This is a genomic window from Nonomuraea sp. bgisy101, assembly GCF_057708945.1.
In genome coordinates this window covers 172,118-193,386 of sequence record NZ_JBYITD010000016.1, presented here as the reverse complement: position 1 = coordinate 193,386, position 21,269 = coordinate 172,118, and the positions used below count along the sequence as shown (strand labels likewise).

21 protein-coding genes and 1 pseudogene are annotated in these 21,269 nt (G+C 69.9%); 9 read left to right on the top strand and 13 right to left on the bottom strand.

Going from position 1 to position 21,269, the window contains the following annotated elements:
- Positions 1 to 63: 63 nt before the first annotated feature.
- From AC3EO4_RS29035 to miaB, 5 genes are all read right to left on the bottom strand, one after another.
- Positions 64 to 741, bottom strand: a complete 678-nt coding sequence (locus tag AC3EO4_RS29035; protein WP_431898646.1) for a class III extradiol ring-cleavage dioxygenase family protein — start codon at positions 739 to 741, stop codon at positions 64 to 66.
- Positions 742 to 750: 9 nt separating this feature from the next.
- Positions 751 to 1,086, bottom strand: a complete 336-nt coding sequence (locus tag AC3EO4_RS29030; RefSeq protein WP_431898675.1) for a MarR family winged helix-turn-helix transcriptional regulator — start codon at positions 1,084 to 1,086, stop codon at positions 751 to 753.
- Positions 1,083 to 1,814 carry an isocitrate lyase/PEP mutase family protein gene (locus tag AC3EO4_RS29025; RefSeq protein ID WP_379581160.1) on the bottom strand — a complete coding sequence of 244 codons (732 nt, stop codon included), beginning with the start codon at positions 1,812 to 1,814 and terminating at the stop codon, positions 1,083 to 1,085. Before AC3EO4_RS29025 ends, AC3EO4_RS29030 begins: the two co-directional genes overlap by 4 nt.
- Before the next feature lie 99 nt (positions 1,815 to 1,913).
- Complete coding sequence (locus AC3EO4_RS29020; protein ID WP_431898645.1) at positions 1,914 to 2,486, bottom strand: hypothetical protein; 573 nt, start codon at positions 2,484 to 2,486, stop codon at positions 1,914 to 1,916.
- 1,209 nt (positions 2,487 to 3,695) lie between these two features.
- Entirely contained in the window at positions 3,696 to 5,177 is a 1,482-nt protein-coding gene (gene miaB / locus AC3EO4_RS29015) for a tRNA (N6-isopentenyl adenosine(37)-C2)-methylthiotransferase MiaB (RefSeq protein WP_379581158.1), read from the bottom strand.
- Between the two features lie 124 nt (positions 5,178 to 5,301).
- Between miaB and AC3EO4_RS29010 the strand changes: the two genes are divergently transcribed.
- The 5 genes from AC3EO4_RS29010 (at position 5,302) to AC3EO4_RS28990 (ending at position 10,440) form a co-directional block, all read left to right on the top strand.
- Positions 5,302 to 6,051: an amino acid ABC transporter ATP-binding protein gene (locus tag AC3EO4_RS29010; RefSeq protein WP_379581157.1), complete on the top strand. Its 750-nt coding sequence runs from the start codon at positions 5,302 to 5,304 to the stop codon at positions 6,049 to 6,051.
- Between the two features lie 14 nt (positions 6,052 to 6,065).
- Complete coding sequence (locus AC3EO4_RS29005; RefSeq protein ID WP_379581156.1) at positions 6,066 to 6,935, top strand: glutamate ABC transporter substrate-binding protein; 870 nt, start codon at positions 6,066 to 6,068, stop codon at positions 6,933 to 6,935.
- Positions 6,936 to 7,007: 72 nt separating this feature from the next.
- The gene (locus tag AC3EO4_RS29000; protein ID WP_379581155.1) at positions 7,008 to 7,676 is read left to right on the top strand and encodes an amino acid ABC transporter permease; all 669 of its coding nucleotides are present in this window, start codon (positions 7,008 to 7,010) and stop codon (positions 7,674 to 7,676) included.
- The gene (locus AC3EO4_RS28995) at positions 7,673 to 8,584 is read left to right on the top strand and encodes an amino acid ABC transporter permease (RefSeq protein ID WP_379581154.1); all 912 of its coding nucleotides are present in this window, start codon (positions 7,673 to 7,675) and stop codon (positions 8,582 to 8,584) included. Before AC3EO4_RS29000 ends, AC3EO4_RS28995 begins: the two co-directional genes overlap by 4 nt.
- Positions 8,585 to 8,622: 38 nt before the next feature.
- On the top strand, positions 8,623 to 10,440 hold the full coding sequence (locus AC3EO4_RS28990; protein ID WP_379581153.1) for a S9 family peptidase: 1,818 nt from the start codon (positions 8,623 to 8,625) through the stop codon (positions 10,438 to 10,440).
- A 529-nt stretch (positions 10,441 to 10,969) separates the two neighbouring features.
- On the opposite strand, the gene rny is transcribed toward AC3EO4_RS28990, so the two are convergent.
- Both rny and recX read right to left on the bottom strand, forming a co-directional pair.
- Positions 10,970 to 12,589 carry a ribonuclease Y gene (gene rny / locus AC3EO4_RS28985; RefSeq protein ID WP_379581152.1) on the bottom strand — a complete coding sequence of 540 codons (1,620 nt, stop codon included), beginning with the start codon at positions 12,587 to 12,589 and terminating at the stop codon, positions 10,970 to 10,972.
- A gap of 654 nt (positions 12,590 to 13,243) precedes the next feature.
- Entirely contained in the window at positions 13,244 to 14,566 is a 1,323-nt protein-coding gene (gene recX, locus AC3EO4_RS28980) for a recombination regulator RecX (RefSeq protein ID WP_431898643.1), read from the bottom strand.
- Between the two features lie 546 nt (positions 14,567 to 15,112).
- On the opposite strand from recX, the gene AC3EO4_RS28975 reads away from it, so the two are divergent.
- The gene (locus AC3EO4_RS28975; protein WP_379581150.1) at positions 15,113 to 15,448 is read left to right on the top strand and encodes a hypothetical protein; all 336 of its coding nucleotides are present in this window, start codon (positions 15,113 to 15,115) and stop codon (positions 15,446 to 15,448) included.
- Positions 15,449 to 16,589: 1,141 nt separating this feature from the next.
- Here the strand turns inward: AC3EO4_RS28975 and recA are convergent.
- Complete coding sequence (gene recA, locus AC3EO4_RS28970) at positions 16,590 to 17,687, bottom strand: recombinase RecA (protein ID WP_431898642.1); 1,098 nt, start codon at positions 17,685 to 17,687, stop codon at positions 16,590 to 16,592.
- A 248-nt stretch (positions 17,688 to 17,935) separates the two neighbouring features.
- Here recA and AC3EO4_RS28965 point away from each other — a divergent pair, with 248 nt between their 5' ends.
- The gene (locus AC3EO4_RS28965; RefSeq protein WP_379581148.1) at positions 17,936 to 18,205 is read left to right on the top strand and encodes a hypothetical protein; all 270 of its coding nucleotides are present in this window, start codon (positions 17,936 to 17,938) and stop codon (positions 18,203 to 18,205) included.
- Positions 18,206 to 18,274: 69 nt separating this feature from the next.
- Here AC3EO4_RS28965 and AC3EO4_RS28960 read toward each other — a convergent pair.
- Positions 18,275 to 18,571, bottom strand: a pseudogene (locus AC3EO4_RS28960) (transposase family protein); the annotation flags it as partial.
- A gap of 15 nt (positions 18,572 to 18,586) precedes the next feature.
- A complete protein-coding gene (locus AC3EO4_RS28955) occupies positions 18,587 to 19,012 on the bottom strand; it encodes a MarR family winged helix-turn-helix transcriptional regulator (RefSeq protein ID WP_379581147.1) in 426 nt (141 codons plus the stop codon).
- An 88-nt stretch (positions 19,013 to 19,100) separates the two neighbouring features.
- On the opposite strand from AC3EO4_RS28955, the gene AC3EO4_RS28950 reads away from it, so the two are divergent.
- Complete coding sequence (locus tag AC3EO4_RS28950; protein WP_379581146.1) at positions 19,101 to 19,442, top strand: DMT family transporter; 342 nt, start codon at positions 19,101 to 19,103, stop codon at positions 19,440 to 19,442.
- 12 nt (positions 19,443 to 19,454) lie between these two features.
- Positions 19,455 to 19,775 carry a DMT family transporter gene (locus AC3EO4_RS28945; protein ID WP_379581145.1) on the top strand — a complete coding sequence of 107 codons (321 nt, stop codon included), beginning with the start codon at positions 19,455 to 19,457 and terminating at the stop codon, positions 19,773 to 19,775.
- Here the strand turns inward: AC3EO4_RS28945 and AC3EO4_RS28940 are convergent.
- The 3 genes from AC3EO4_RS28940 to AC3EO4_RS28930 form a co-directional block, all read right to left on the bottom strand.
- On the bottom strand, positions 19,753 to 20,310 hold the full coding sequence (locus AC3EO4_RS28940; protein ID WP_379581144.1) for an AAA family ATPase: 558 nt from the start codon (positions 20,308 to 20,310) through the stop codon (positions 19,753 to 19,755). The two genes, AC3EO4_RS28945 and AC3EO4_RS28940, sit on opposite strands and share 23 nt — an antisense overlap.
- A gap of 17 nt (positions 20,311 to 20,327) precedes the next feature.
- Entirely contained in the window at positions 20,328 to 20,522 is a 195-nt protein-coding gene (locus AC3EO4_RS28935; protein WP_379581143.1) for a DUF3046 domain-containing protein, read from the bottom strand.
- A 243-nt stretch (positions 20,523 to 20,765) separates the two neighbouring features.
- On the bottom strand, positions 20,766 to 21,263 hold the full coding sequence (locus AC3EO4_RS28930) for a VOC family protein (RefSeq protein ID WP_379581142.1): 498 nt from the start codon (positions 21,261 to 21,263) through the stop codon (positions 20,766 to 20,768).
- Positions 21,264 to 21,269 lie beyond the last annotated feature (6 nt).

Here is a 21,269-nt window from a genome sequence, read left to right as displayed (position 1 = left end):
CGCTAGACGCTAGGGGTGAGGGCCGCCTCGGGACATCGGCCATTCAGCCATGAGGTCTCGTCCTCAGGTCCAGGTCGCCACGAAGTAGCCCACCCCGTAGGGCGCGGTGCTCTCCAGCAGCTCGGCCTGCAGCCTCGCGCCGCCCGCGGCGCCCGCCAGCACCTGGAACGCGGCCCTTCCACCGACCCAGAGCTCTGCCGCCTCCTCGGGGTCGAGCGCCGCCAGCGCGCCCGCGTCACCCCCGGCCAGCGCCCCCGCGATCCCTTCGTTGTACGGCGGAGCCGCGGGGTGGAGGTAGCCGGGAGCCTTCTCGGTGAGGCGGGCCGAGCCGTCGCCCATGACCAGCAGCGCCGTCCGCCCGTCTCCGGCGAGCCGTTCCCCCAGGCGCAGGCACTCGCCCGTGCTCGCGTCGAACGCGACCTCGTGGAAGGCGGCCCTGTCGCCCGCCTGGTCGCCCAGCAGCCACCGGCCGATCGTCAGCGACAGCGGCAGGACGGGCTCGCCTGCGCCCACCCTCACGTCGACGCCCCACGGGCGCAGCGTGCCCGCGGGCCGCCCGCCGTACGACCTGGTGGTCTCGCCGCCGCCCACGACCACCAACGCGTCGTGTTCCACGGCGAGCAGGGCCTCGACCGCGGCGGCGCAGGCGGTGCGCAGGCCGTCGAGCTCGGGCGCCGCGGCGCCGGCGAGCGCTGGCACGAGCAGGGGCGGATGCGGGCACACGGCCGCGGCGACAAGCACCCGCCCAGGCTAACCGAGTCGCCGCTCTACCCGGCTGAGCAGATCGTGGAGGATCTCGCGTTCGCGGGCGTCGAGCGGCTCGAGGATCTCCTCCTGTACGGCACGCGCGGTGGCGTCGAGGCCGGCGAGCGCCGACCTGCCGGCGGGGGTCAGGCTGACCAGGACCCTGCGCCGGTCGGCCTCGTCGCGGGCGCGCTCGGCGTAACCGGCGGCCGCCAGCTCGTCGACCACCTTGACCACGTCACTCGGGTCGATGGCCAGCCGGGCGGCCAGGTCGCGCTGGGCGTGCGGACCGAAGTCGGCGAGCGCGGGCCTCCTTGCGCGGGCCTCCTGGCGCGGGCCTATTCGTACGGGTTCCGGCCGGCCGCGACGGCGGCGAACAGACTCTCGGCGTAGACGTGGGCGGCCCTGTGCAGGCCGTGGCCGTAGCTGACCCTGCAGACTCCGAGCGCGGCCAGCTCGGCGTGCGAAGGGGCGCCAGGACGGAAGTACACGTTGATCGGAAGGTCGGCGGCCAGGATCCGGATCTCCTCCGGGTCGGCCAGGCCGATCGGATAGACGCAGTCCGCGCCCGCGGCCACGTACCGGCGACCCCTGTCCATGGCGTCGGCGATGCCGCCGTCTCCCACGATGTAGGTGTCGACGCGGGCGTTGACCACCAGGTCGTCGCCCGCCGCCGCCTTCACCGCGGCCAGGTAGTCGGCCTGCTCGCCTGGCTCGACGAGCACGTCGTCGCGGGAGTCCTCCAGGTTGCAGCCGACGGCGCCCGCCTCGGCGAGGCGCCCGGCCAGTTCGGCGGGCTTGAGCCCGTAACCGCGCTCGACGTCGGCGGTCACGGGGACGCCGACCGCCCTGACGATCCTGGCGATGGCCGCGAACATCTCCTCCGCAGGCGTCCGCTCACCGTCCTCGTAGCCGAGCACCGCCGCCATCGCCGAACTTCCGGTGGCCACGACGGGAAAGCCCGCCTCCTCCACGGCCCTGGCCGAGGCGGCGTCCCAGACGTTGGGCAGGATCAGCGGGCTCCCCTTGACGTGGAGGGCGCGCAGGCGAGCGGCTCTGTCTGTCGTCATGCCGTGGACCCTACGCAGGCCCCCACCGGGGCTGAAGGGCCAATTCACGGCAAAACGACTGAGCCACCCGCCAGACCTCGGGATCCTCCTGGTAGCCGCTCAGCAGCCGTCCTTGGCGCACTGGCCGGCGACGGCACCCGCGGGGCCGTCGGCGGGACCGGTCTCCGCCGGCTTCTGCTGCTGGCCGTTGCCGGTCTGAGTGCCTGGCTTGTCCTTCGAGCCGGTGTCCGGCGTGCCCTTCGAGCCGTCGCCGTTGCTCGCCGGGCCCGCCGAACCGGTGTCGGACTCATCGGCGGGCGGGTCGACGGGAGTGGCGTCGCCCTCGGCGGACTCGCCGCTCTCCTCGGGCAGCGTGGCGTCGCCCTCCGCCGACTCGCCCGAGTCTCCGAGGTCCTCGCCGGGGCCTTCGGCGTCCTCGGACTCCCCTGCCTCACCGGACTGCCCTGCTTCACCGGTGGGCTGCGAGACCGATGCGCCCTGTCCGCCACCGGCGTCCGAGCCGAGCACCGCGAACCCGACCCCGCCGGCCGCCAGGAGGGCGACGAGGGCGGAAGCCGCGATGACGAGGCCCTTCCTGCTCTTCTGCTGTCGTGGATCGTGACCAGGGCCGGAAAGGATCTCCAGGCGATCCTGGTCAGGCTGGCCCGTCGGTGAGGGGACGTGCCCGTGCATGAGAAAACTCCCTGCGGTCGTATCGGGGGGAAACGCGATGGCCTCCGCGGGTGATGGACCACACTAACCGCAGGAGTGGAATGCGTGCGCACCAATCACGAAGGAATCACGACTTGTCTTCTCTTGGTCCCATACGCCCAGGTTGGCGAGCGAGGGCGGTTCCGGTGGCGGGCGTGGCCGCCGTCCTCGGTACTGCTGGACTGGGCGTTTTCCTGGCGTTTTCCGGGGATTCCAGTGATCGTTCCGGGGCCGCGGAGCCCGCCGCGATAAGGCCCATTACCGCAATTCCTGAAATATCAACTTCTGCCGGATCCGGGTTCCTGGAGATCTCCTGGGTACGGCAGGTCCCCGCCCCGTCGCGCCGCGCGGGGTGGACGCGTGACGACCAGGACCCACTCACTGACGGATCCCTGACGGACGGATCACCCATCGAGGGGTCGCCCACCGAGGGACTTCATGCCGAGGGTCGTCGCTCCGGCGGACCGCACGGCGACGAGCCGGCCGTCGACGGATCGGGAGTCAACGGATCGCGGGTCGACGGATCTCGGGTCGGCGGATCTCGGGTCGGCGGATCTCGGGTCGACGGTGGGACTTCCCGCGATGGCGAACCGCGGGCCCGCGTCGCGGTACAGACGCCGAGAACCGCGCCCCGCCCGCCCGCCGTCGCGCCCGCCTCGCCCGCTCCCGCGCCCGCAGGCGTCCGGCCCGACCCGTGCGCCACGTTCAACGACCTGCGACGCGACTACTGCTACCAGGTGCTCGACAGACTGACGCGCTGAGCGTCCTGACCCACCCACGTCGACCACCGACCCGCCCCGCCCCGCGAACACGACGACGATCCCGGCGATGGGAGATCGCCGGGGTCGTCATCCGAGGTGGAGGTGGTTCTGCCCGCCGCGGAGGCCGTCTCGCGTGCCGTCGCGCGGAGCGATCGGGCCGTCGCGGGAGTGCCTTCACGCGGGACGTTCCGGCAGGCCGGGCGGAACGGTCCGACGGACCGCGGAGGGATCGCACGGCCGGTCGTGCGGGCACCATCACACGACCGGCCCGGCCAGACGTGTGAACGCCGTCACACGAACGGCCCGGCCAGACATGCGAACGCCATCACACGAACGGTCCAGCCAGACATGCGAACGCCGTCACACGAGCGGCCCGGCCAGACGTGCAAGCGCCATCACACGAGTTGCCCGGCGGGTCGGGCGGCCCGGGTCAGGAGGGGACGGCGCAGCCCGAAGGTTCGACGGGGAGCGGCGCGGGCCTGCCGATGGTCGGCATGCCGAGCGACACCCCCTTCGGCTTGGCGGGGGCGCCCTGACGGGCCTCCCATGCGTCGCCCGCCCGGGTGCGGCGCAAGCCGAGCGCGCGGTCGGCGACCAGGTGGTGCGGGGCGGCGTAGGTCACCTCGACGGTCACCATGTCGCCCGGCCTCGGCGTCTCCTCACCCACGGCGAAGTGCACGAGCCTGTTGTCGGCGGCCCGTCCCGAAAGGCGCCTGGTGGTCTCGTCCTTGCGGCCCTCACCCTCGGCGACCAGGACCTCGAGCGTGCGGCCCAGCTGCTTCTTGTTCTCCTCCCACGAGATCTCCTCCTGGAGGGCGACCAGGCGCTCGTAGCGCTCCTGCACGACCTCCTTCGGCACCTGGTCGGGCATCGTGGCCGCGGGGGTGCCGGGACGGATGGAGTACTGGAAGGTGAAGGCGTTGGCGAAGCGGCTCTGCCTTACGACGTCGAGGGTCGCCTGGAAGTCCTCTTCGCTCTCGCCGGGGAAGCCGACGATGATGTCTGTGGAGATGGCCGCGTCGGGCATGGCCGCGCGGACCCGCTCGATGATCCCGAGGTAGCGCTCGGCCCTGTACGAGCGCCGCATCGCCTTCAGCACCCGGTCCGAGCCCGACTGCAGAGGCATATGGAGCTGGTGCATGACGTTGGGCGTCTCCGCCATGGCGGCGATGACGTCGTCGGTGAAGGCGGCCGGGTGCGGGGAGGTGAAGCGGACCCGCTCGAGGCCGTCGATGTCACCGCAGGCGCGCAGCAGCTTGCCGAAGGCGAGCCGGTCGCCGAACTCGACGCCGTAGGTGTTGACGTTCTGGCCGAGCAGCGTGACCTCGAGGACGCCCTGCTCCACCAGCGTCCTGACCTCGGCCAGCACGTCGCCCGGACGCCTGTCCTTCTCCTTGCCGCGCAGCGAGGGCACGATGCAGAAGGTGCAGGTGTTGTTGCAGCCGACCGAGACCGACACCCACGCCGCGTACGGCGACTCGCGCTTGGTGGGCAGCGTCGAGGGGAAGACCTCGAGCGACTCCTTGAGCTCGACCTGCGCCTCGCCCGCGATGCGGGCCCGTTCGAGCAGCACGGGCAGCGACCCGATGTTGTGGGTGCCGAACACCACGTCGACCCACGGCGCCTTGCGGACGATCTCGCCCTGGTCCTTCTGCGCCAGACAGCCGCCGACGGCGATCTGCATATCGGGGTTCTTCACCTTGGCGGGCCTGAGGTGGCCGAGGTTGCCGTAAAGGCGGTTGTCAGCGTTCTCGCGAACGGCGCACGTGTTGAACACGACCACGTCGGCGTCCTGGCCCTCGGGGGCGGGAACGTAACCGGCGTCCTCCAGCAGGCCCGAAAGCCGTTCGGAGTCGTGCACGTTCATTTGGCACCCGTAGGTGCGCACCTGATAAGTCCGGGTCACAGTCATGGCACTTCCAAGCGTAGGCGTTCCTGCGTAACACTTGCGCCGGGGGCGAAAATGAGGGTGCCGTGATCGGATCGGTACCACCTGGTTAGTGACCAGTGCATCCGACCCCTCTACGTTGTCATCCATGACGGAGAACTCGACTCCGCTGGTCAAGCTGGAGAATGTCCAAAAGCACTTCGGGGCGCTACACGTCCTGAAGGACATCAATCTGACCGTTTCCCGCGGTGAGGTCCTGGTCGTGATCGGCCCTTCGGGCGGTGGCAAGTCCACGCTCTGCAGGACGATCAACCGCCTGGAGACCATCGACGGCGGTCAGATCGTCTTCGACGGCACTCCGCTTCCAGCCGAGGGCAAGGCGCTGGCAGGGCTGCGCTCCGAGGTCGGCATGGTCTTCCAGTCGTTCAACCTGTTCGCCCACAAGACGATTCGCGAGAACGTCACGCTCGGGCCGATCAAGGTGCGCGGCATCAGCAAGGACAAGGCCGACTCGCGGGCGATGGAGCTGCTGGAGCGCGTCGGCATCGCCGCCCAGGCGGACAAGTACCCTGCCCAGCTGTCCGGCGGTCAACAGCAGCGCGTGGCCATCGCCAGAGCGCTCGCCATGGACCCCAAGATGATCCTGTTCGACGAGCCCACCTCCGCTCTGGACCCCGAGATGGTTCAGGAGGTGCTCGACGTCATGATCGGGCTCGCTCGTGACGGGATGACCATGGTGGTCGTCACGCACGAGATGGGGTTCGCCCGCAGGGCGGCCAACCGGGTGGTGTTCATGGCCGACGGCCAGATCGTCGAGGAGGCCACCCCCGACGAGTTCTTCACCAACGCCCAGACCGATCGGGCCAAGGATTTCCTCTCCAAGATTCTTACGCACTAGAAGAGGTGTCACACATGCGTATCCAACGTGCGGGAGCCGCGATCGCGGCCGCCGGCGTCCTTGTAGGGAGCCTGGCGGCCTGTGGCGGCGACAAGACCTACTCCAGCGTGGTGGACAAGGCCGCGGACGGTGCGACCGTTGTGGTCGGCACCAAGTGGGACCAGCCGAGCCTGGGGTTGAAGAAGGGCGCCGAGCCCGAGGGCTTCGACGTTGACGTCGCCAAGGCCGTTCTCAAGGAGATGAACGGCGGCAAGGACGTCAAGATCGAATGGAAGGAGTCGGCGTCGTCCAACCGCGAGCCGTTCCTCCAGAACGGCACGGTCGACATCGTCTTCGCCACCTACTCCATCACCGAGGCCCGCAAGCAGAAGGTGACCTTCGGCGGGCCGTACGTGATCGCCCACCAGGACGTGATGGTCCGCGGCGACGACGCCACGATCACCAAGCCCCAGGACCTGACCGGCAAGCGCATCTGCAAGGCTTCCGGCTCCAACTCCTACAAGCGGATCACCGACCCGCCGCCGGACGGCCAGCTCGACCTCGACGCCACGACCGTCGACGCCGCCAACTACTCCGAGTGCGTCCAGAAGCTGCAGGGCAGCAACCTCGACGCCGTCACCACCGACGACCTGATCCTGGCCGGCTTCGCCAAGCAGGCCCAGGCCTCCGGTGGCAACTTCAAGGTGCTCGGCCAGCCGTTCACCGACGAGAAGTACGGCATCGGCCTCAAGAAGGGCGACACCAAGACCTGCGAGGCCGTCAACGCGGCCGTGGCCAAGGTGTGGACGAACGGCACCATGAAGACGCTGCTGGACAAGTGGTTCGGCGGCATTCAGGGCCTCAAGCTGTCGTCGGAAGCCCCGAAGGCCGAGGGCTGCGCGTAGCCAGACGGCGACAGACCGGACGCGGCGGCCGGGTGATCTCGGCCGCCGCTGTCATACCAACGGTGGAGCACTGTGGACGAACTGATTCAATATGCTCCTCAGCTTGCTGAGGGGTTCCTGGAGAACATCAAGCTCTCCCTCGTGGGCATGGTGTGCTCGCTCATCCTCGGCACGGTGCTGGTGGGGATGCGGGTGTCCCCGATCCCCGTGATGCGCCTGGCCGGTACGGTCTACGTCAACGTCGTGCGGAACACGCCGCTGACGCTTGTCCTGGCGTTCTCCGCGCTGGGCCTCAGCGACACGCTCGGCCTGGTGTTCTCCGGCGTGCCGAGGACGAACTCCTTCTGGATCGTCGCGATGGGCCTGTCGTGCTACACGGCGGCGTTCGTCTGCGAGGCGCTGCGCTCGGGCATCAACACGGTCCCGCTCGGCCAGGCGGAGGCGGCGAGGGCGATCGGGCTGACGTTCTTCCAGTCGCTCAGGCTGATCATCCTGCCGCAGGCCTTCCGCGCGGTCGTGGCGCCGCTCGGCAGCGTGATGATCGCGATGGTCAAGAACACCACGGTCGCGACGGCCGGCGGCTTCCTCGGTGAGGTGGCGGCCAACATGAAGGAAATCTTCGACACCACCGGCGCCTCGATCCCGATCTTCCTGGGCATCGTGTTCGCCTTCATGGCCGTGACCCTGCCCATCGGCTACTTCACTGGCTGGCTCTCCCGACGGTTGGCGGTGGCCCGATGAGCACCTCTGTCCTGTTCGACGCGCCGGGGCCGCGGGCCAGGGTCCGCAACGGCATCCTGACCGTTGTCAGCGTGGTCGCGGTCGCGGCCGTGCTCTACGGCATCTACGCGGGCTTCGACGCCAAGAAGCAGTGGGAGGGCCGGATCTGGCAGCCCTTCCTACAGGCCGAGACGTGGGAGATCTACATCATCCCCGGCCTGATCGGAACGCTGGAGGCGGCGGCCGTGGCCGCCGTGCTGGCGCTGGTCTTCGGCGCGGTGTTCGGCCTCGCCAGGCTCTCCGACCACAAGTGGATCAGAGTGCCCGCGGGCGTGGTGGTCGAGGTCTTCCGCGCCATCCCGCTGCTGCTGCTGATCTTCTTCATCTTCTACCTGGCGCCCACGATCTTCGGCGGCGGCGACTACGCCTTCATCGCGCTCGTCCTGGGCCTCATGCTCTACAACGGCTCGGTGCTGGCCGAGGTGGTCAGGGCCGGCGTGCTGGCCGTGCCCAAGGGCCAGTCGGAGGCGGCGTACGCGGTAGGCATGCGCAAGAACCAGGTCATGCGCCTGGTCCTGCTGCCGCAGGCGGTCACGGCCATGATGCCGGCGATCGTCAGCCAGCTCGTGGTCCTGCTCAAGGACACCGCGCTCGGCTACATCATCGCCTACGTCGACCTGCTCAACACCGGGTTCAAGATCCTGCCCGCGGCGTTCTTCGGCTCGCTCATCCCGGCCGCGATCGTCATCGGCATCATCTACATCGGCCTCAACATGGCGCTGAGCGCCCTGGCCACGTGGCTGGAGAAGCGCAGCAGGCGCAGCCGCAAGACCGCGGCGCCGCCGGTCGCCCCGCCCGCCGCGGGGATCATCGGCGGGGGTCCCTCCCAAGCGGGACCTGGCACGGAGGCCGTGGCCACGATGGAGTAACGGCCACGAGAGGCGTGGTTTTCCGGCAGGATGCGGCTATGCCTCTCTGGCCTTCTCCCATCTCCACCACCGACGTCGCGAGCTCGGGCCTGCGCCTGGCGTGGCCCACCGTCTCCGGCGACGAGGTCTGGTGGACCGAGGACCGGCCCGACGAGGGCGGCCGGACCACCATCGTCCACCGGGCGGCCGACGGCACGCGCACCGAGCTGCTGGCCGCCCCGTGGAACGCCCGCAGCAGAGTCCACGAGTACGGCGGCCAGCCGTACCTCGTCACGCCGCGCGGCGTGGTCTTCGTCGACATCACCGACCAGCGCCTCTACCTGATCACCTCGGGCGAACCCGAACCACTCACCCCCGACGACGGCTCCCGCTACGCCGACCTGCACCTCGGCGAGGACCGGCTGTGGTGCGTGCGCGAACGCCACGACGGCAAGGTCACCCGCGCGATCGTCTCCGTCCCCCTCGACGGCGGACCGGTCGAGGAGCTCGTGACAGGCAACGACTTCTACGCCTACCCCACGCTCTCCCCCGACGGCCTGCACCTGGCCTACATCTGCTGGAACCACCCGCGCATGCCGTGGAACGGCACCGAGCTGCGCATCACCCGCCTGGCCGACGGCAACTCCTGGACCGTCAAGGGCGGATCCAGCGAGTCGGTCCTCGCGCCGGCGTGGAAGGACGACAGCCACCTCTACCTCGTCTCCGACTGGTCGGGCTGGTGGAACCTCTACCAGATCGGCATCTACGGCACCTCCTCCCAGGCGCTCCACCCCGCCGAGGAGGAGTTCGGATCGCCGCTGTGGCAGCTGGGCGGCCGGCCGTACCTCGTGATGGCCGACGGGCGACTCGCGGTGCTCCACGGGCAGGGCGACCTGCGCCTCGGCCTCCTCGACCCGGAGACCGGCGAGCTGCGCGACCTCGACGTGCCCTACTCGGGGTGGGACCCGGCCCTGTCCGCCGACGGCACGACCCTGGCGGGGGTGGCGTACGGCGGGGCGATCCCCCGCTCGGTCGCCAGGATCGACACGGTCACCGGCAGGGTCGAAGGGCTGCGCCGCGACATCGCCGAACTGCCCGACGTCTCCTACCTGCCGACACCCGAGCCCGTCGAGTTCACCGGCCGGTTCGGCCGGCGGGTGCACGCCTTCCTCTACCGGCCGCTCCACGCCGAAGGTCCCGCCCCCTACGTGGTGTTCGTCCACGGCGGGCCGACCGCCCACAGCGGGTCCGCGCTCGACCTGGAGAAGGCGTTCTTCACCTCCCGCGGCATCGGCGTCATCGACGTCAACTACGGCGGGTCCACCGGGTACGGCAGGGCCTACCGCGACCGGCTGCGCGGGCAGTGGGGCATCGTCGACGTCGAGGACACCGTCGCCGCCGCCGAATGGCTGGTCGCCGAGGGGCACGCCGACCCGGCACACGTCGCCGTCCGAGGAGGCAGCGCGGGCGGCTGGACCGTGATGGCGGCCTGCTGCAGGTCGAACGTGTTCGCGGGCGGGGTGTCCTACTTCGGGGTGAGCGCGCTCGCCCCGCTCAACGCGCACACCCACGACTTCGAGTCGCGCTACACCGAGTGGCTGGTGGGGCCCGAGGATCCCGCGCTCTACGCCTCGCGGGAACCGCTCGCGCTGGCGGGCGGGGTGTCGTGCCCGATGCTGCTGCTCCAGGGGCTGGACGATCCGGTGGTGCCGCCCTCCCAGTCGTCGGCGTTCGCGGACGCGCTGTCGGAGCGTGGGGTGCCGTGCACGTATCTCGCGTTCGAGGGGGAGTCGCACGGTTTCCGCCGCACGGAGACCAGAACGGCGGCTCTGGCGGCGGAGCTGTCGTTCTACCAGCAGATCTTCACAATGGCATAGCCACACTCCCCACCCCGACACCCAGCACCCCGGCACGGCACCCGGCATCCTGGGGTGCCACGGGCGATCAGCCCTGGAGCGGCGTCCCCCACGCAGAGGGACAGCCACGACCACCTTCGGCGGCGGTCGTCATCACGGGCCGGTCTCCCACGCGCCGTTACGTGACATCCACCCACACGGCGAGGAAACCTCTCGGGCATCTCAGGCGGTGGTCGCCGTCGAACCCACCGCATCGGGAGAACCTCACCCGATCTCGAAGAACCCGGCCAACATCCCCGACGTGACGGCGGGCCACCGAAGTCCCGCTGGAGCATGCGTGGGAGGACGGGCGGTCACCGGTGACCCCGGTGGCCTCTCCCGTGCCGGGCCGTACAAGAAGCCGCTCCCGTGCCGGGCCGTGCAAGCCGCCCGTGCCGGGCCGTGCAAAAAGCCCCTCCCGTGCCGGGCCGTACAAGAAGCCGCTCCCGTGCCGGGCCGTGCAAGCCGCCCGCGCCGGGCCGTGCAAAGAAGGAGGAAGAACAGTCGCCGGCTAGCGGGCGAACTCGGTCGCTCGGGACTCGCGGACCACTGTGATGCGGATCTGGCCGGGGTAGGTGAGCTCCTCCTCCACCTGCTTGGCCACGTCGCGCGCGATCACCTGCGCCTGGATGTCGTCGATCGCGTCCGGCTTCACCATGACGCGGATCTCGCGCCCCGCCTGCATGGCGAACACCTTGTCCACCCCGTCGAACGAGGTGGCGATCTCCTCCAGCCGCTCGAGCCGCTTCACGTAGGCCTCCAGCGACTCGCGCCGCGCTCCTGGCCTGGACCCGCTGATCGCGTCGGCCGCCTGCGTGAGCACCGCCTCCACGGTCCGCACCTCGACCTCGTTGTGGTGCGCCTCGATCGCGTGGACGACGTCCTCGTGCTCGCCGTACCGCCGGGCGATCTCCGCGCCGATCAGCGCGTGGCTGCCCTCGACCTCGTGCGTCAGCGCCTTGCCGATGTCGTGCAGCAGCGCGCACCGCTTCATCAGCGGCTGGTTCATCTTGAGCTCGGCGGCCATGATGCCGGCGATGTGCGCCGACTCGATCAGGTGCTTGAGCACGTTCTGACCGTAGCTCGTGCGGTAGCGCAGCTGGCCGAGCAGCAAGGTCAGCTCTGGGTGCATGTCGGTGATTCCGAGCTCCACCAGCGCGTCCTCGCCCGCCCGGGCGCAGAGGTCCTGCACCTCCTGGCGGCTGCGGTCGTGGGCCTCCTCGATGCGCTGCGGGTGGATCCGCCCGTCGAGCACGAGCTTCTCCAGCGTCAGCCGCGCCGTCTCCCTCCGCACCGGGTCGAAGCAGGACAGCAGCACCGCCTCGGGCGTGTCATCGATGATCAGGTTCACCCCGGTCGTCGACTCGAACGCCCTGATGTTGCGCCCCTCACGACCGATGATCCGGCCCTTCATCTCGTCACCGGGCAGGTGCAGCACGCTGACCACGGACTCCGCCGTCTGCTCGGCCGCGACCCGCTGCACCGCCAGTGTCACGATCTTGGTGGCGCGCTTCTCGCCCTCCTTGCGCGCCTCGCCCTCGATCTCTCTGACGATCAGCGCGGCCTCGCGCTTGGCCTGGTTCTCGATCTCCTTGACCAGCTCGTTCTTGGCCTGCTCGGCCGTCAGCCCGGCCACCCGCTCGAGGATGGTTCTGCGCTCGTTCTCGACCTGCAGCAGTTCCTCACGCCGGTCGGCCAGCTCGGTCTCGGTCTCGGCCAGCTTCCTACCGCGCTCGACCTGTCTGCGCGTCTCCTCGTCGAGCCGCTGCTCCCGCTCGCCCAGGCGGTTCTCTCTCCGCTCCAGGTCGGCCCGCAGCTCCTTCAGCTCGGACTTCAGGATGCGGCTCTCCTCCTCGACCTCCTGCCGCATCTGCGCGGCCGACTCGGCCGCCACCTCGGACCTGCGCAAAATCTCAACGGCGTCGGACTGGGCCTTGTCCCTGATCTCCACGGCTTCGCGGCGCGCTTCCTCCAACTCCGCGTGCACCTCGGCCAGCGCGTCAGGCGACGGTTTGGACACCTTGGGCGGCGCCAGGGCGGCAGTGCGGCGCAGAAGTATGACAAACGCGACGATCATCACGCATGCCAGCAGCAGCACCGCAACCGCCAACACCACGACAGGCGTCTCCATGTGCGCCCCGCCCTCCTCGCGTCACAAATTTCCAAACGCCTCAGGAGGGGTCACGTGCACGGCACGGATCGCCCCATCGGTGTCTCCACCAGGACAAATATCAAGCCAAAGCGGACCGGGCGCCGACCTGGACAGCCGCCACCGTGTCGTTCATGGTCAATCGAGCTCGCTCGTCCGTAGTTCACCGGTATGGCAATCCGCACTGCGCGGAGTAACTCCTCACTGCCGTCGAGGTTATGCGTCGAAGAGGTAACGGGCAAGCAAAGACGTGTTGTCAAGCGTGTCCTACCACCGAATCGAGCACATACCGCACGATCTTGCCTGGAATGGCCGACATGCCGTCATTTACCCAGCTAATCCGCATCTGACGCACTTGAGCTATCCAGATCTCAGCAGCTCTTACCGACCCATGACCCGACCGCCGCAGCGACCCGAATACCCCCTGCGCACACGCCGAATCGGCCATCACCCACCCCGATCATTTCGGACATCCGACAACCTTCTTCACCGGCCCGCGCGGACCCCAGGCGGATCAGGTGGAACCCTCCGCCCGCCCGCCCTCCGGCCCGCCCGAGCCCGCGCACCGCCCCATCCGGGGGCAAACCCACGGCCACGTGGACGTCCGCGAACCTTCCCGCCCCGGCCATGCGACGGTCATGCCTCGGGGAAGTCGTCCTCGACGGCGACGCCCTCGTTCTCCAGCGCCTCGCGGACCACCCGGTAGGCCACTCCGGCCCCGTATCCCTTCCTCGCCAGCATCCCGGCCAGCCGCCGGGTACGGGCCTGCGGATCCAGGCCACGGGTCGAGGCGAGCTTGCGTTCCACGAGCCTGCGCGCCGTCTCGGCCTCCTGGTCGGTGTCGACGCGTTCGACGGCCTCGTTGACCGTGTCGCTGTCCACGCCCCTGTGCCGTAGCTCCGCCGCCAGCGCCCGCCGCGCGAGCCCGCGCCCGTGATGCCGCGAGTCCACCCACGCCTCGGCGAACGCCTCGTCGTTGATCAGCCCCAGCTCGGTGAACCGATCCAGTACGGCTTCCGCCGCCTCTCTCGGCACATCGCGCTTCCGCATCGCCTCGGCGAGCTGCGCCCTCGTCTTCGGCGCCATCGTGAGCAACCTCAGGCAGATGGCACGCGCGACCGACTCCGGGTCCGCCTCGGGACCGGAGCCCGCCACGGAACCTTCTTGCGGCCCATCCGCCCATCCGGCCGAACGCGCTCTCCCCGTCCCTCGCCGCGCCCCACCGGCACGCCGCCTTCCCCGGCCCCCGCGTCGCCCCTCATCAGGACCGTCTTCCGACTCATCGGGGCCGCGTCCTGAGGTCTCGCCGAACAGGCCGCCCGCGCCGCCACCCGGCCAGCCGCCCCTCGCAGAGCCGCCCCGCCGGCCGGCGCCGGAGTAACCGTCGTTTCCCTCACCGGACGCTCCGGCCGGGAATCCGCCCTCCTGCCATCCGCCAGTCCGCGGGTCGGAAGAGACGCTCTGGTGCTCCTCCGCGTGCCGGTCGCGGGAGATGTCCTGGCGCCGATCACCAGCCCGTTCGTCACCGGAGACCTCCGAACGCGACGCGCCACCCCGCTCGTCACGAGAGACCTCCGGCTGGCCCGCACCACCCCGTTCGCCACGGGAGACCTGTGGACGCGACGCCCCGACCCGCTCGTCGCGGGAGACCTCCGCCTGCCCTGCACCATCCCGTTCATCACGGGAGACCTCTGGCTGGCTCGCACCGATCCGCTCCTCGAGAGAGGCGTCCTGACGTGCTTCTCCGGCGTTTCGACGTCGAGGGACGGCATCTGGCCATCCCTCGGACGCCCCGGTCTGGGATCCGCCAACCTTCCGGAAGCCGGATGCCTTCCGGGAGTCAGACGCCCCGGAGCCGGTAGAACGGCCGTTGTAGGGAGTCGGCTCAGGCCATGCGCCATCAGGCGTCGAGTCGGACGAGCCGCCCTCGCCCCTGGCCCACGCGGGCGGCTCACCCACGGAGTCGAAGCTGTCACGTCCATGGGAGCGCCCAGCCCGCCCAGCGCCCCAAGCGCCGGATGAAGACACACCCCCCGCGGCAGAGGAGCCGTCTCCCCCGGAGGCGGTCCGCCCTCGAACGGATCGGGTCCCCGCATCGGCATCAGGCCAGCTGTCGTCCCGGTTGCGACGCGAACTCTTGCGGGAGCGCGACGTCCGGCGACGCCCCGACGAGCCGTCGTCTCCCGAGCCGAGCCCTCTGTCCAGGAAGTCGCCGTCGTCTCCCGACTCCAACCCGCCGTACGGCCGGCCACCGTCGTCCCCCGAGTCCAGCCACTCGTAGGAGCGGCCGCCGTCATCGCCCGAGCCAAGCCCTCCATCGGGAACGGCCCACTCACCCGACGACGATCGTGAACGGGGTCGACGTTTCGGACGCGGCCCCCGCTGCGCGACGTCCGGCCACGCACCCCAGTCGTGCGCCGCCCCCGGGTGGTCGGCCTCGTCGGCGGGCGGCCCGATCTGCGTCCTCCGAGATCGACCCGTGGACTGAACGCGAAGCCCAGGATCATGATCAGTTCCCTGGTCGCGGCTCAGGTCCTGGCCGCGGCTCAGGTCCTGATCGCGGTGGGAGCCTGCGTCGGTGCCGCGGCCAGCGTCGGCCTCGCGGTCAGCGCCGCGGCCGGCGTCAGCGTCGAGGTCGCCCTTAGTGTCGCGGTCGGCCTCCGTGCCGCGGTCAGAGCCAGCGTCGATGACGCGGCCAACGTCGGCATCGACGTCGCGGTCAGTGTCGCGATCGGCGTCCGTGCCGTGGTCAGAGCCAGTATCCCGGTCAGAGCCGGGAACCTGGTTGTGGTCGGCCGAAATGGTGCCGTCTCCACGGGTCCTGTCCGCCGTTCGGGGTGACGCTTCCATTGACGACAGGGCCTCCGCAGCGCCCTGCACGAGGTCGACACCCTGCGCAGACCCAACGTTCTCCTGAGGGAGGTCGCCCTCTTCTCTGCCCGACTGCGTGGTGTCCGCCCTCCCGCTCGGGGCGGGCGAGGCGGCCTGCTCCGGCGCCTCGTCCTGGGACCGGTCCTGGCTGGTTGCAGGGGGGTCGGCGGGCGGGTCAGCCTTGCTGGGGGGCGACCACGCTGGGCCGGTTCCGGCAAACGGCCACGCGGGGCAGTGCTCCGGCTCCTGACTTGTGGTGCCACGTGATCGGGTGGAGCAGGGCGCGGCGAGATCGGCGAAGCCGTCGGGGATCTCGCTCCAAGCGTTCGGGCCGGAGCCGCCCGCATCCCAGGCGTTCGGGCCGGACCCGCCCGAGTCCCACGTGTTCGGACCGGAGCCGTCCGCATCCCATGTGTTCGGACGGGATCCGCTCGTGTCCCAGGCGTTCGAGCCTGAGCTCCCCGTGTCCCAGGCGCCCGGACCAGAGCCGGTCACGTCCCAGGGGGCCGAGTCGCCCCTGTCCCAAGCGCCCGAACCGGGACCGCTCGGGCCCCAGGTGTTCACGCCGGAGCCGCTGGTGCCCGAGGCGCTCGGACTGGAGTCGTTCGCATCCCGGGACCGCGGGCTCCACGCCCCAGGATTCGGGCCCCAGCCGTCGGGCCGCCGACTGTGGCCCGGGCCCCAGCCGTCAGGATCGCGCACGCCCCAGGGGTCGGACTCACGCGCGGCCCACACACCGGAGCCCCGCGTGCCCCAGCCGTCAGGGGCCCGGTCGTCAGCACCCCATCCGTTCGATACCTGGTCGGCGGCGCCCCAGCCGCCGGGGCTGTTCTGGCCGAAAGCGTCCCTGGCGACGCCGTCGTCGCTGGTCCGGCCCATCCCGGCTGAGCCGTCGCCAGCCTGTGCGATGGCAGTGTCGTTGTCGAGAGACTCGCCGCTCGCGGGGTGGGGCGGAGAGTCCTCGAGGGAGCCGCGTGGGGCCTTGGGGCCGGAGCTGTCGGGACCCTGGCCTGCCCGTCGGCGGGCAGGGGGGTGTGGCGGAAGCGGCTCCGGGGTGGAACCGGGCGGCTTCTGGTCAGGGTCCGACGACATGCTCATGACTCAAACCGGATCAGACGTCACCAGGCTTGGGCGTGGAGGCCTTGGAACCGCGGCCCGTGGCGGCGGGGGCCGGAGGGGCGGCGGGAGCGGCGGCCTCGGCGGGGGCGTCGACCCGCGGGCCCACGCCCAGCTTCTCCTTGATCTTCTTCTCGATCTCGTTGGCCACGTCAGGGTGGTTGCGCAGGAAGTTGCGCGCGTTCTCCTTGCCCTGGCCGAGCTGGTCGCCCTCGTAGGTGTACCAGGCGCCCGACTTGCGAACGAAGCCGTGCTCCACGCCCATGTCGATGAGACCGCCCTCGCGGGAGATTCCCACGCCGTACAGGATGTCGAAGTCGGCGACGCGGAAGGGCGGCGCCATCTTGTTCTTGACGACCTTGACGCGGGTGCGGTTGCCGACCGCCTCCGTGCCGTCCTTCAGCGTCTCGATGCGGCGGATGTCGAGGCGGACCGAGGCGTAGAACTTCAGCGCCTTACCGCCGGTCGTGGTCTCGGGCGAGCCGAACATGACGCCGATCTTCTCGCGGAGCTGGTTGATGAAGATGGCGGTGGTGCCGGTGCTGTTGAGCGCGCCCGCGACCTTGCGCAGCGCCTGGGACATCAGGCGGGCCTGGAGACCGACGTGGCTGTCGCCCATCTCGCCCTCGATTTCGGCTTTGGGCACCAGGGCCGCGACCGAGTCGATGACGATGATGTCGACGGCACCCGAGCGGATCAGCATGTCGGCGATCTCGAGCGCCTGCTCACCCGTGTCGGGCTGGGAGACGAGCAGGGCGTCGGTGTCGACACCGAGCTTCTTGGCGTACTCGGGGTCGAGGGCGTGCTCGGCGTCGATGAACGCCGCGATGCCGCCGGCCCGCTGCGCGTTGGCCACCGCGTGCAGCGCCACCGTGGTCTTACCGCTGGACTCGGGACCGTAGACCTCGACGATGCGGCCCCTGGGGAAGCCGCCGATGCCGAGCGCCACGTCGAGCGCGATCGAACCGGTCGGGGTCACCTCGATGGGAGCCCTGGCGTCATCGCCGAGGCGCATGACGGAGCCCTTGCCGAACTGCCGCTCGATCTGTGCGAGGGCAGTCTCAAGGGCCTTCTCGCGGTCGTTGATAGCCATGGGAACTCCCCGGAGGGTCGTGGTCTGGTCGGTCGAGTGAAAGCTACGCGGTGGGACCGACAATTTTCCGCCGACCCGAGGAAGCCGCGGTCCGGCGCTTCTCATGGTAGCCGAACGGCTGTTCGATCGCGCCTCGAACACGCCAACAGTCACACCGGCCCCGACCGACATTCCCAGACAATACGCCGGGCCTGTTGCCATGGCGCTGACCTGGGGAGATCCTGGGAAAAAGGTCGAGAGGCGGCGACGTGACGAGCACGTACACCGGGCAGCGGCGCGCCCACCTGGAGGCGCTCGCGGCGTTGCTCCCCGACTGCGGGCTCGTCGGGCGGATGGTCGGTGGCGACGACCCCGTGCTGTGGGTGTGGCACCCGCGTACGGGCCGCCAGACCATCATCTTCGCCACTCCGTCGGCGACCGCGTGGGTCTTCCTGTGGTCCCCGGGCGGCCAGGGGCACGCCGACGATCTCGCCGGTACGGCGGAGGCGCTTCACACCTCGCTGGCCGAAGCCACCTGAGAGCCCCTAACAAAAATGATCTGGTCTGCGGCCGGCTCCTGCACCACCTCGCGTTCCCTGGCAGGAAGATCAGCGGACGAGGCGGCGCCAGCAGATGATCGCCGCGGCAAGGGTCATGAAAGCCTCGTGGATGTCGTCTTGTATCTCCCAGCGGATGCGCAGGCGACGGAACCAGTGCAGCAGCGCGAGCGTCTGCTCGATCATCCACCGATGCACGCCCAGGCCGGAGCGAACGGGCGCAATGCCCCGTAGCAGCGGCATGAGCTGGGTGACGTCGTTGCGGTTGCCGCCGGTCAGGCTGAGCGCGAGGGGATGCCTCCTTCCTGGCGTGATCACCGCGATACGGTGTCCGCGGCCGGCGGGCGACCCGGGCGAGACCGCCTACCGGCCGACGAAAGCCGCCCGCAGGCCCGCCACGGTGGACTCCAGGCCGTCGGCGGCGGCCCGGTCGAGAGAGGCCGTGAGCGTCTCGTCGTAGGTGGCGCCCGCCCCCTCCTTGCGCTCCCTGCCCGCGTCGGTGATCACGGTGTAGACGCCTCGGCGGTCGTTGGCGCACAGGTCGCGACGGGTCAGGCCGGAGGCCTCCAGCCGTCCGACCAGGCGGGTGACCGAGCTCTGGTTGAGCCCGAGCAGGTCGGCGAGCTCCTGCATGCGCAGTTCGCCGCCCACGGCCGTGGACAGATGACAGAGCGCCCTGTACTCCGAAAGGCCGAGACCGTGCCGCTGCAGCGCGGTGGACAGCTCGTACTCCACCCTGGCGTGCAGCCGTACCACCCCGACCCACATGTCGTCGTCGAGCGTCGCCATCTGTTCCTCCTTCGCGTGTTGACACCCACTCTATATGTATGCACAGAATATGCATGTACAAGCAATTAATGAAGGAGTTCAGTCCCCCATGGCATGGATCTACTTGCTCGTCGCCGCCGTGTTCGAGGTGGTCTTCGCCCTCGGCACCAACGCCACGGAAGGCTTCACCGTGCTCGGCCCCTCCTTGCTGACCATCGCCGCGGCGGCAGGCGGGATCTTCTTCCTCAGCCTGGCGCTCAGGACGCTGGACGTCGGCGTGGGCTACACCGTGTGGACCGGCATCGGCTCCGTGGGCACGGTCGTGCTCGGCACCCTGATCTTCGAGGAGGCGATGACGCCCGGCAAGGCCCTGGCGTTCGTCCTGATCATCGGCGGCGTCCTCGGCCTCAAGCTGGCCGACCGCCTCTCCCCCACCACGCCCACCGTCTGAGGAGTCACCACCATGGCCTGGATCCACCTTTCCATCGCGATCGTCTTCGAGATCGGCTTCGCGCTCGGCACCAACGCCACCCAGGGCTTCACCCGCCTGTGGCCGTCGGTCTTCACCCTGCTGGCCGCCGCGGGCGGGATCTTCACCCTCAGCCTCGCGCTCAGAACCCTCGACGTCGGCGTCGGCTACACCATCTGGACCGGCGTCGGCTCGATCGGCACCGTCGTCCTCGGCGCCCTCGTCTACAAGGAGAAGATCACCGCGCCCAAGCTGGTCTCCTTCGCCGCGATCATCGGCGGCGTCGTCCTGCTCAAGCTCGCCGCAGGTGCCTGAGCACGAAGGCGACCCGCTCCTCCACGGGGACGCGAGGCAGTTCGACCAGCTCGTAGCCGTAGTCGAGGTAGGCCGAGGACACGGACGCGTAGGTCCGCTCGGCCTCCTCGGGCGTCTGCTTCCGCTCGGCGTCGTTCTCGTAGATCTCCGGCCACGGGGGCGCGACGAAGACCGTGCGGTGGTAGCGGAAGCTCCTGGCCGCGGCGTCGACGTGGGCGGGCACCTGGCGCCCCTCCAGCCGCAGGTAGCCCGCGATGTCGGGCACCCCCCTGTCGAAGACGACCGTGCCCTCCCTGCTCGCGGCGAGCCGGTAGGAGCGCAGTTCGTGGCTCAGCATGAGCTCGGCGAACAGCTCGACGTCCTTCCACGGCAGCGCGAAGCCGCCGATCGCCACCTGGTCCTGGATGATCGCCCGTCCGGCCTCCTCCGAGGCGAACAGGCCCAGGCGGCCGATCAATGTGCTCTTGCCCGATCCCGGACCCCCGGTGAAGACGACGAGCCGAGGCCCGGCCGTACAGCACGAGCAGGTGTGCACCCGTTCCCCCCGAGCGGTCAGCGCAGTTTGCTGGAGACGTTCTCCACCTGGCACACCGCCCGCCAGACGTCCTTGGCGCTCTCGCCCTGCGCGAGGGCCTGCTCGACGGTGCGCCCTCCCAGCGGGGAGAGCACGTAGTCCTTGGCCCACGACTCGGCGTATTCGTCACCGAAGTGGGCGCGCATCCGTCTCCAGAACTCGGTCAGGCGCATCTACCCAGTATGGAACCGGCTCCAGACTGGGTAGGACATCGTGCATGGCGAAAACCCCCAAAACGGCGCCCAAGCCGTCAGCCACCGCCAGATCACATCGGGAGCGTCGCCGCAGCCTGCTCCTCCAGCAGCGGCTCGCCGTACAGAAGGAGAAGGCCGAACGTGCCGAGCGGCACGGCGGCCTGAGACGCGAACCCCGCGAGGGCGCACCGCGTACCCGCAGGGCATCACGGAGATAAGCGGTTACAGCACACGCGAGCCGTACATCTCTCCCAGATGGTCGGCGAGCAGCTCCAGCCGGGCGCCGTCGGGGTCCTTGAAGTAGATGGAGGCGCCGCTCTCGATCTGGTGCGGCACGCCGGCCATCTCCAGCTTGCCGCGCAGCCGCTCCCACGTCGCGGGGTCCACCGAGATCGCTATGTGGTGCAGCCCCCCGAGGACCTCCTGGTAAGGCCCGAGGTCGAGCCCGGGGAAGTCGAAGAAGGCCAGCAGGTTGCCGTTGCCGATGTCGAAGAAGAAGTGGTTGGAGCCCTTGTAGTCGCGGTTCTCGAAGATCTCGGTGAGGGGGAACTCCAGGAGCTCCTGGTAGAAACGGATCGTCCGCTCCACATCGGAGGAGATCAGCGCGAAGTGGTGCAGGCCGCGTGCGCTGCTCGATGGTCGGTGCGGTAGGAGGTACTCCCGCTTGATGCGCTCGCGATCAGCCTCGATGGCTGGATAGTCGATGGTCACGTCGCTCACCTCTCC

Coding starts and splice junctions, on each gene's coding strand:
- AC3EO4_RS29010 (WP_379581157.1), top strand. CDS start 5,302: ATGACGGAGAACTCGACTCCGCTGGTCAAGCTGGAGAATGTCCAAAAG.
- AC3EO4_RS29020 (WP_431898645.1), bottom strand. CDS start 2,486: ATGCACGGGCACGTCCCCTCACCGACGGGCCAGCCTGACCAGGATCGC.
- AC3EO4_RS29005 (WP_379581156.1), top strand. CDS start 6,066: ATGCGTATCCAACGTGCGGGAGCCGCGATCGCGGCCGCCGGCGTCCTT.
- AC3EO4_RS28935 (WP_379581143.1), bottom strand. CDS start 20,522: ATGCGCCTGACCGAGTTCTGGAGACGGATGCGCGCCCACTTCGGTGAC.
- rny (WP_379581152.1), bottom strand. CDS start 12,589: ATGGAGACGCCTGTCGTGGTGTTGGCGGTTGCGGTGCTGCTGCTGGCA.
- miaB (WP_379581158.1), bottom strand. CDS start 5,177: ATGACTGTGACCCGGACTTATCAGGTGCGCACCTACGGGTGCCAAATG.
- AC3EO4_RS28990 (WP_379581153.1), top strand. CDS start 8,623: ATGCCTCTCTGGCCTTCTCCCATCTCCACCACCGACGTCGCGAGCTCG.
- AC3EO4_RS28945 (WP_379581145.1), top strand. CDS start 19,455: ATGGCCTGGATCCACCTTTCCATCGCGATCGTCTTCGAGATCGGCTTC.
- AC3EO4_RS29025 (WP_379581160.1), bottom strand. CDS start 1,814: ATGACGACAGACAGAGCCGCTCGCCTGCGCGCCCTCCACGTCAAGGGG.
- AC3EO4_RS28995 (WP_379581154.1), top strand. CDS start 7,673: ATGAGCACCTCTGTCCTGTTCGACGCGCCGGGGCCGCGGGCCAGGGTC.
- recA (WP_431898642.1), bottom strand. CDS start 17,687: ATGGCTATCAACGACCGCGAGAAGGCCCTTGAGACTGCCCTCGCACAG.
- AC3EO4_RS28950 (WP_379581146.1), top strand. CDS start 19,101: ATGGCATGGATCTACTTGCTCGTCGCCGCCGTGTTCGAGGTGGTCTTC.
- AC3EO4_RS28955 (WP_379581147.1), bottom strand. CDS start 19,012: ATGGCGACGCTCGACGACGACATGTGGGTCGGGGTGGTACGGCTGCAC.
- AC3EO4_RS28975 (WP_379581150.1), top strand. CDS start 15,113: ATGATCAGTTCCCTGGTCGCGGCTCAGGTCCTGGCCGCGGCTCAGGTC.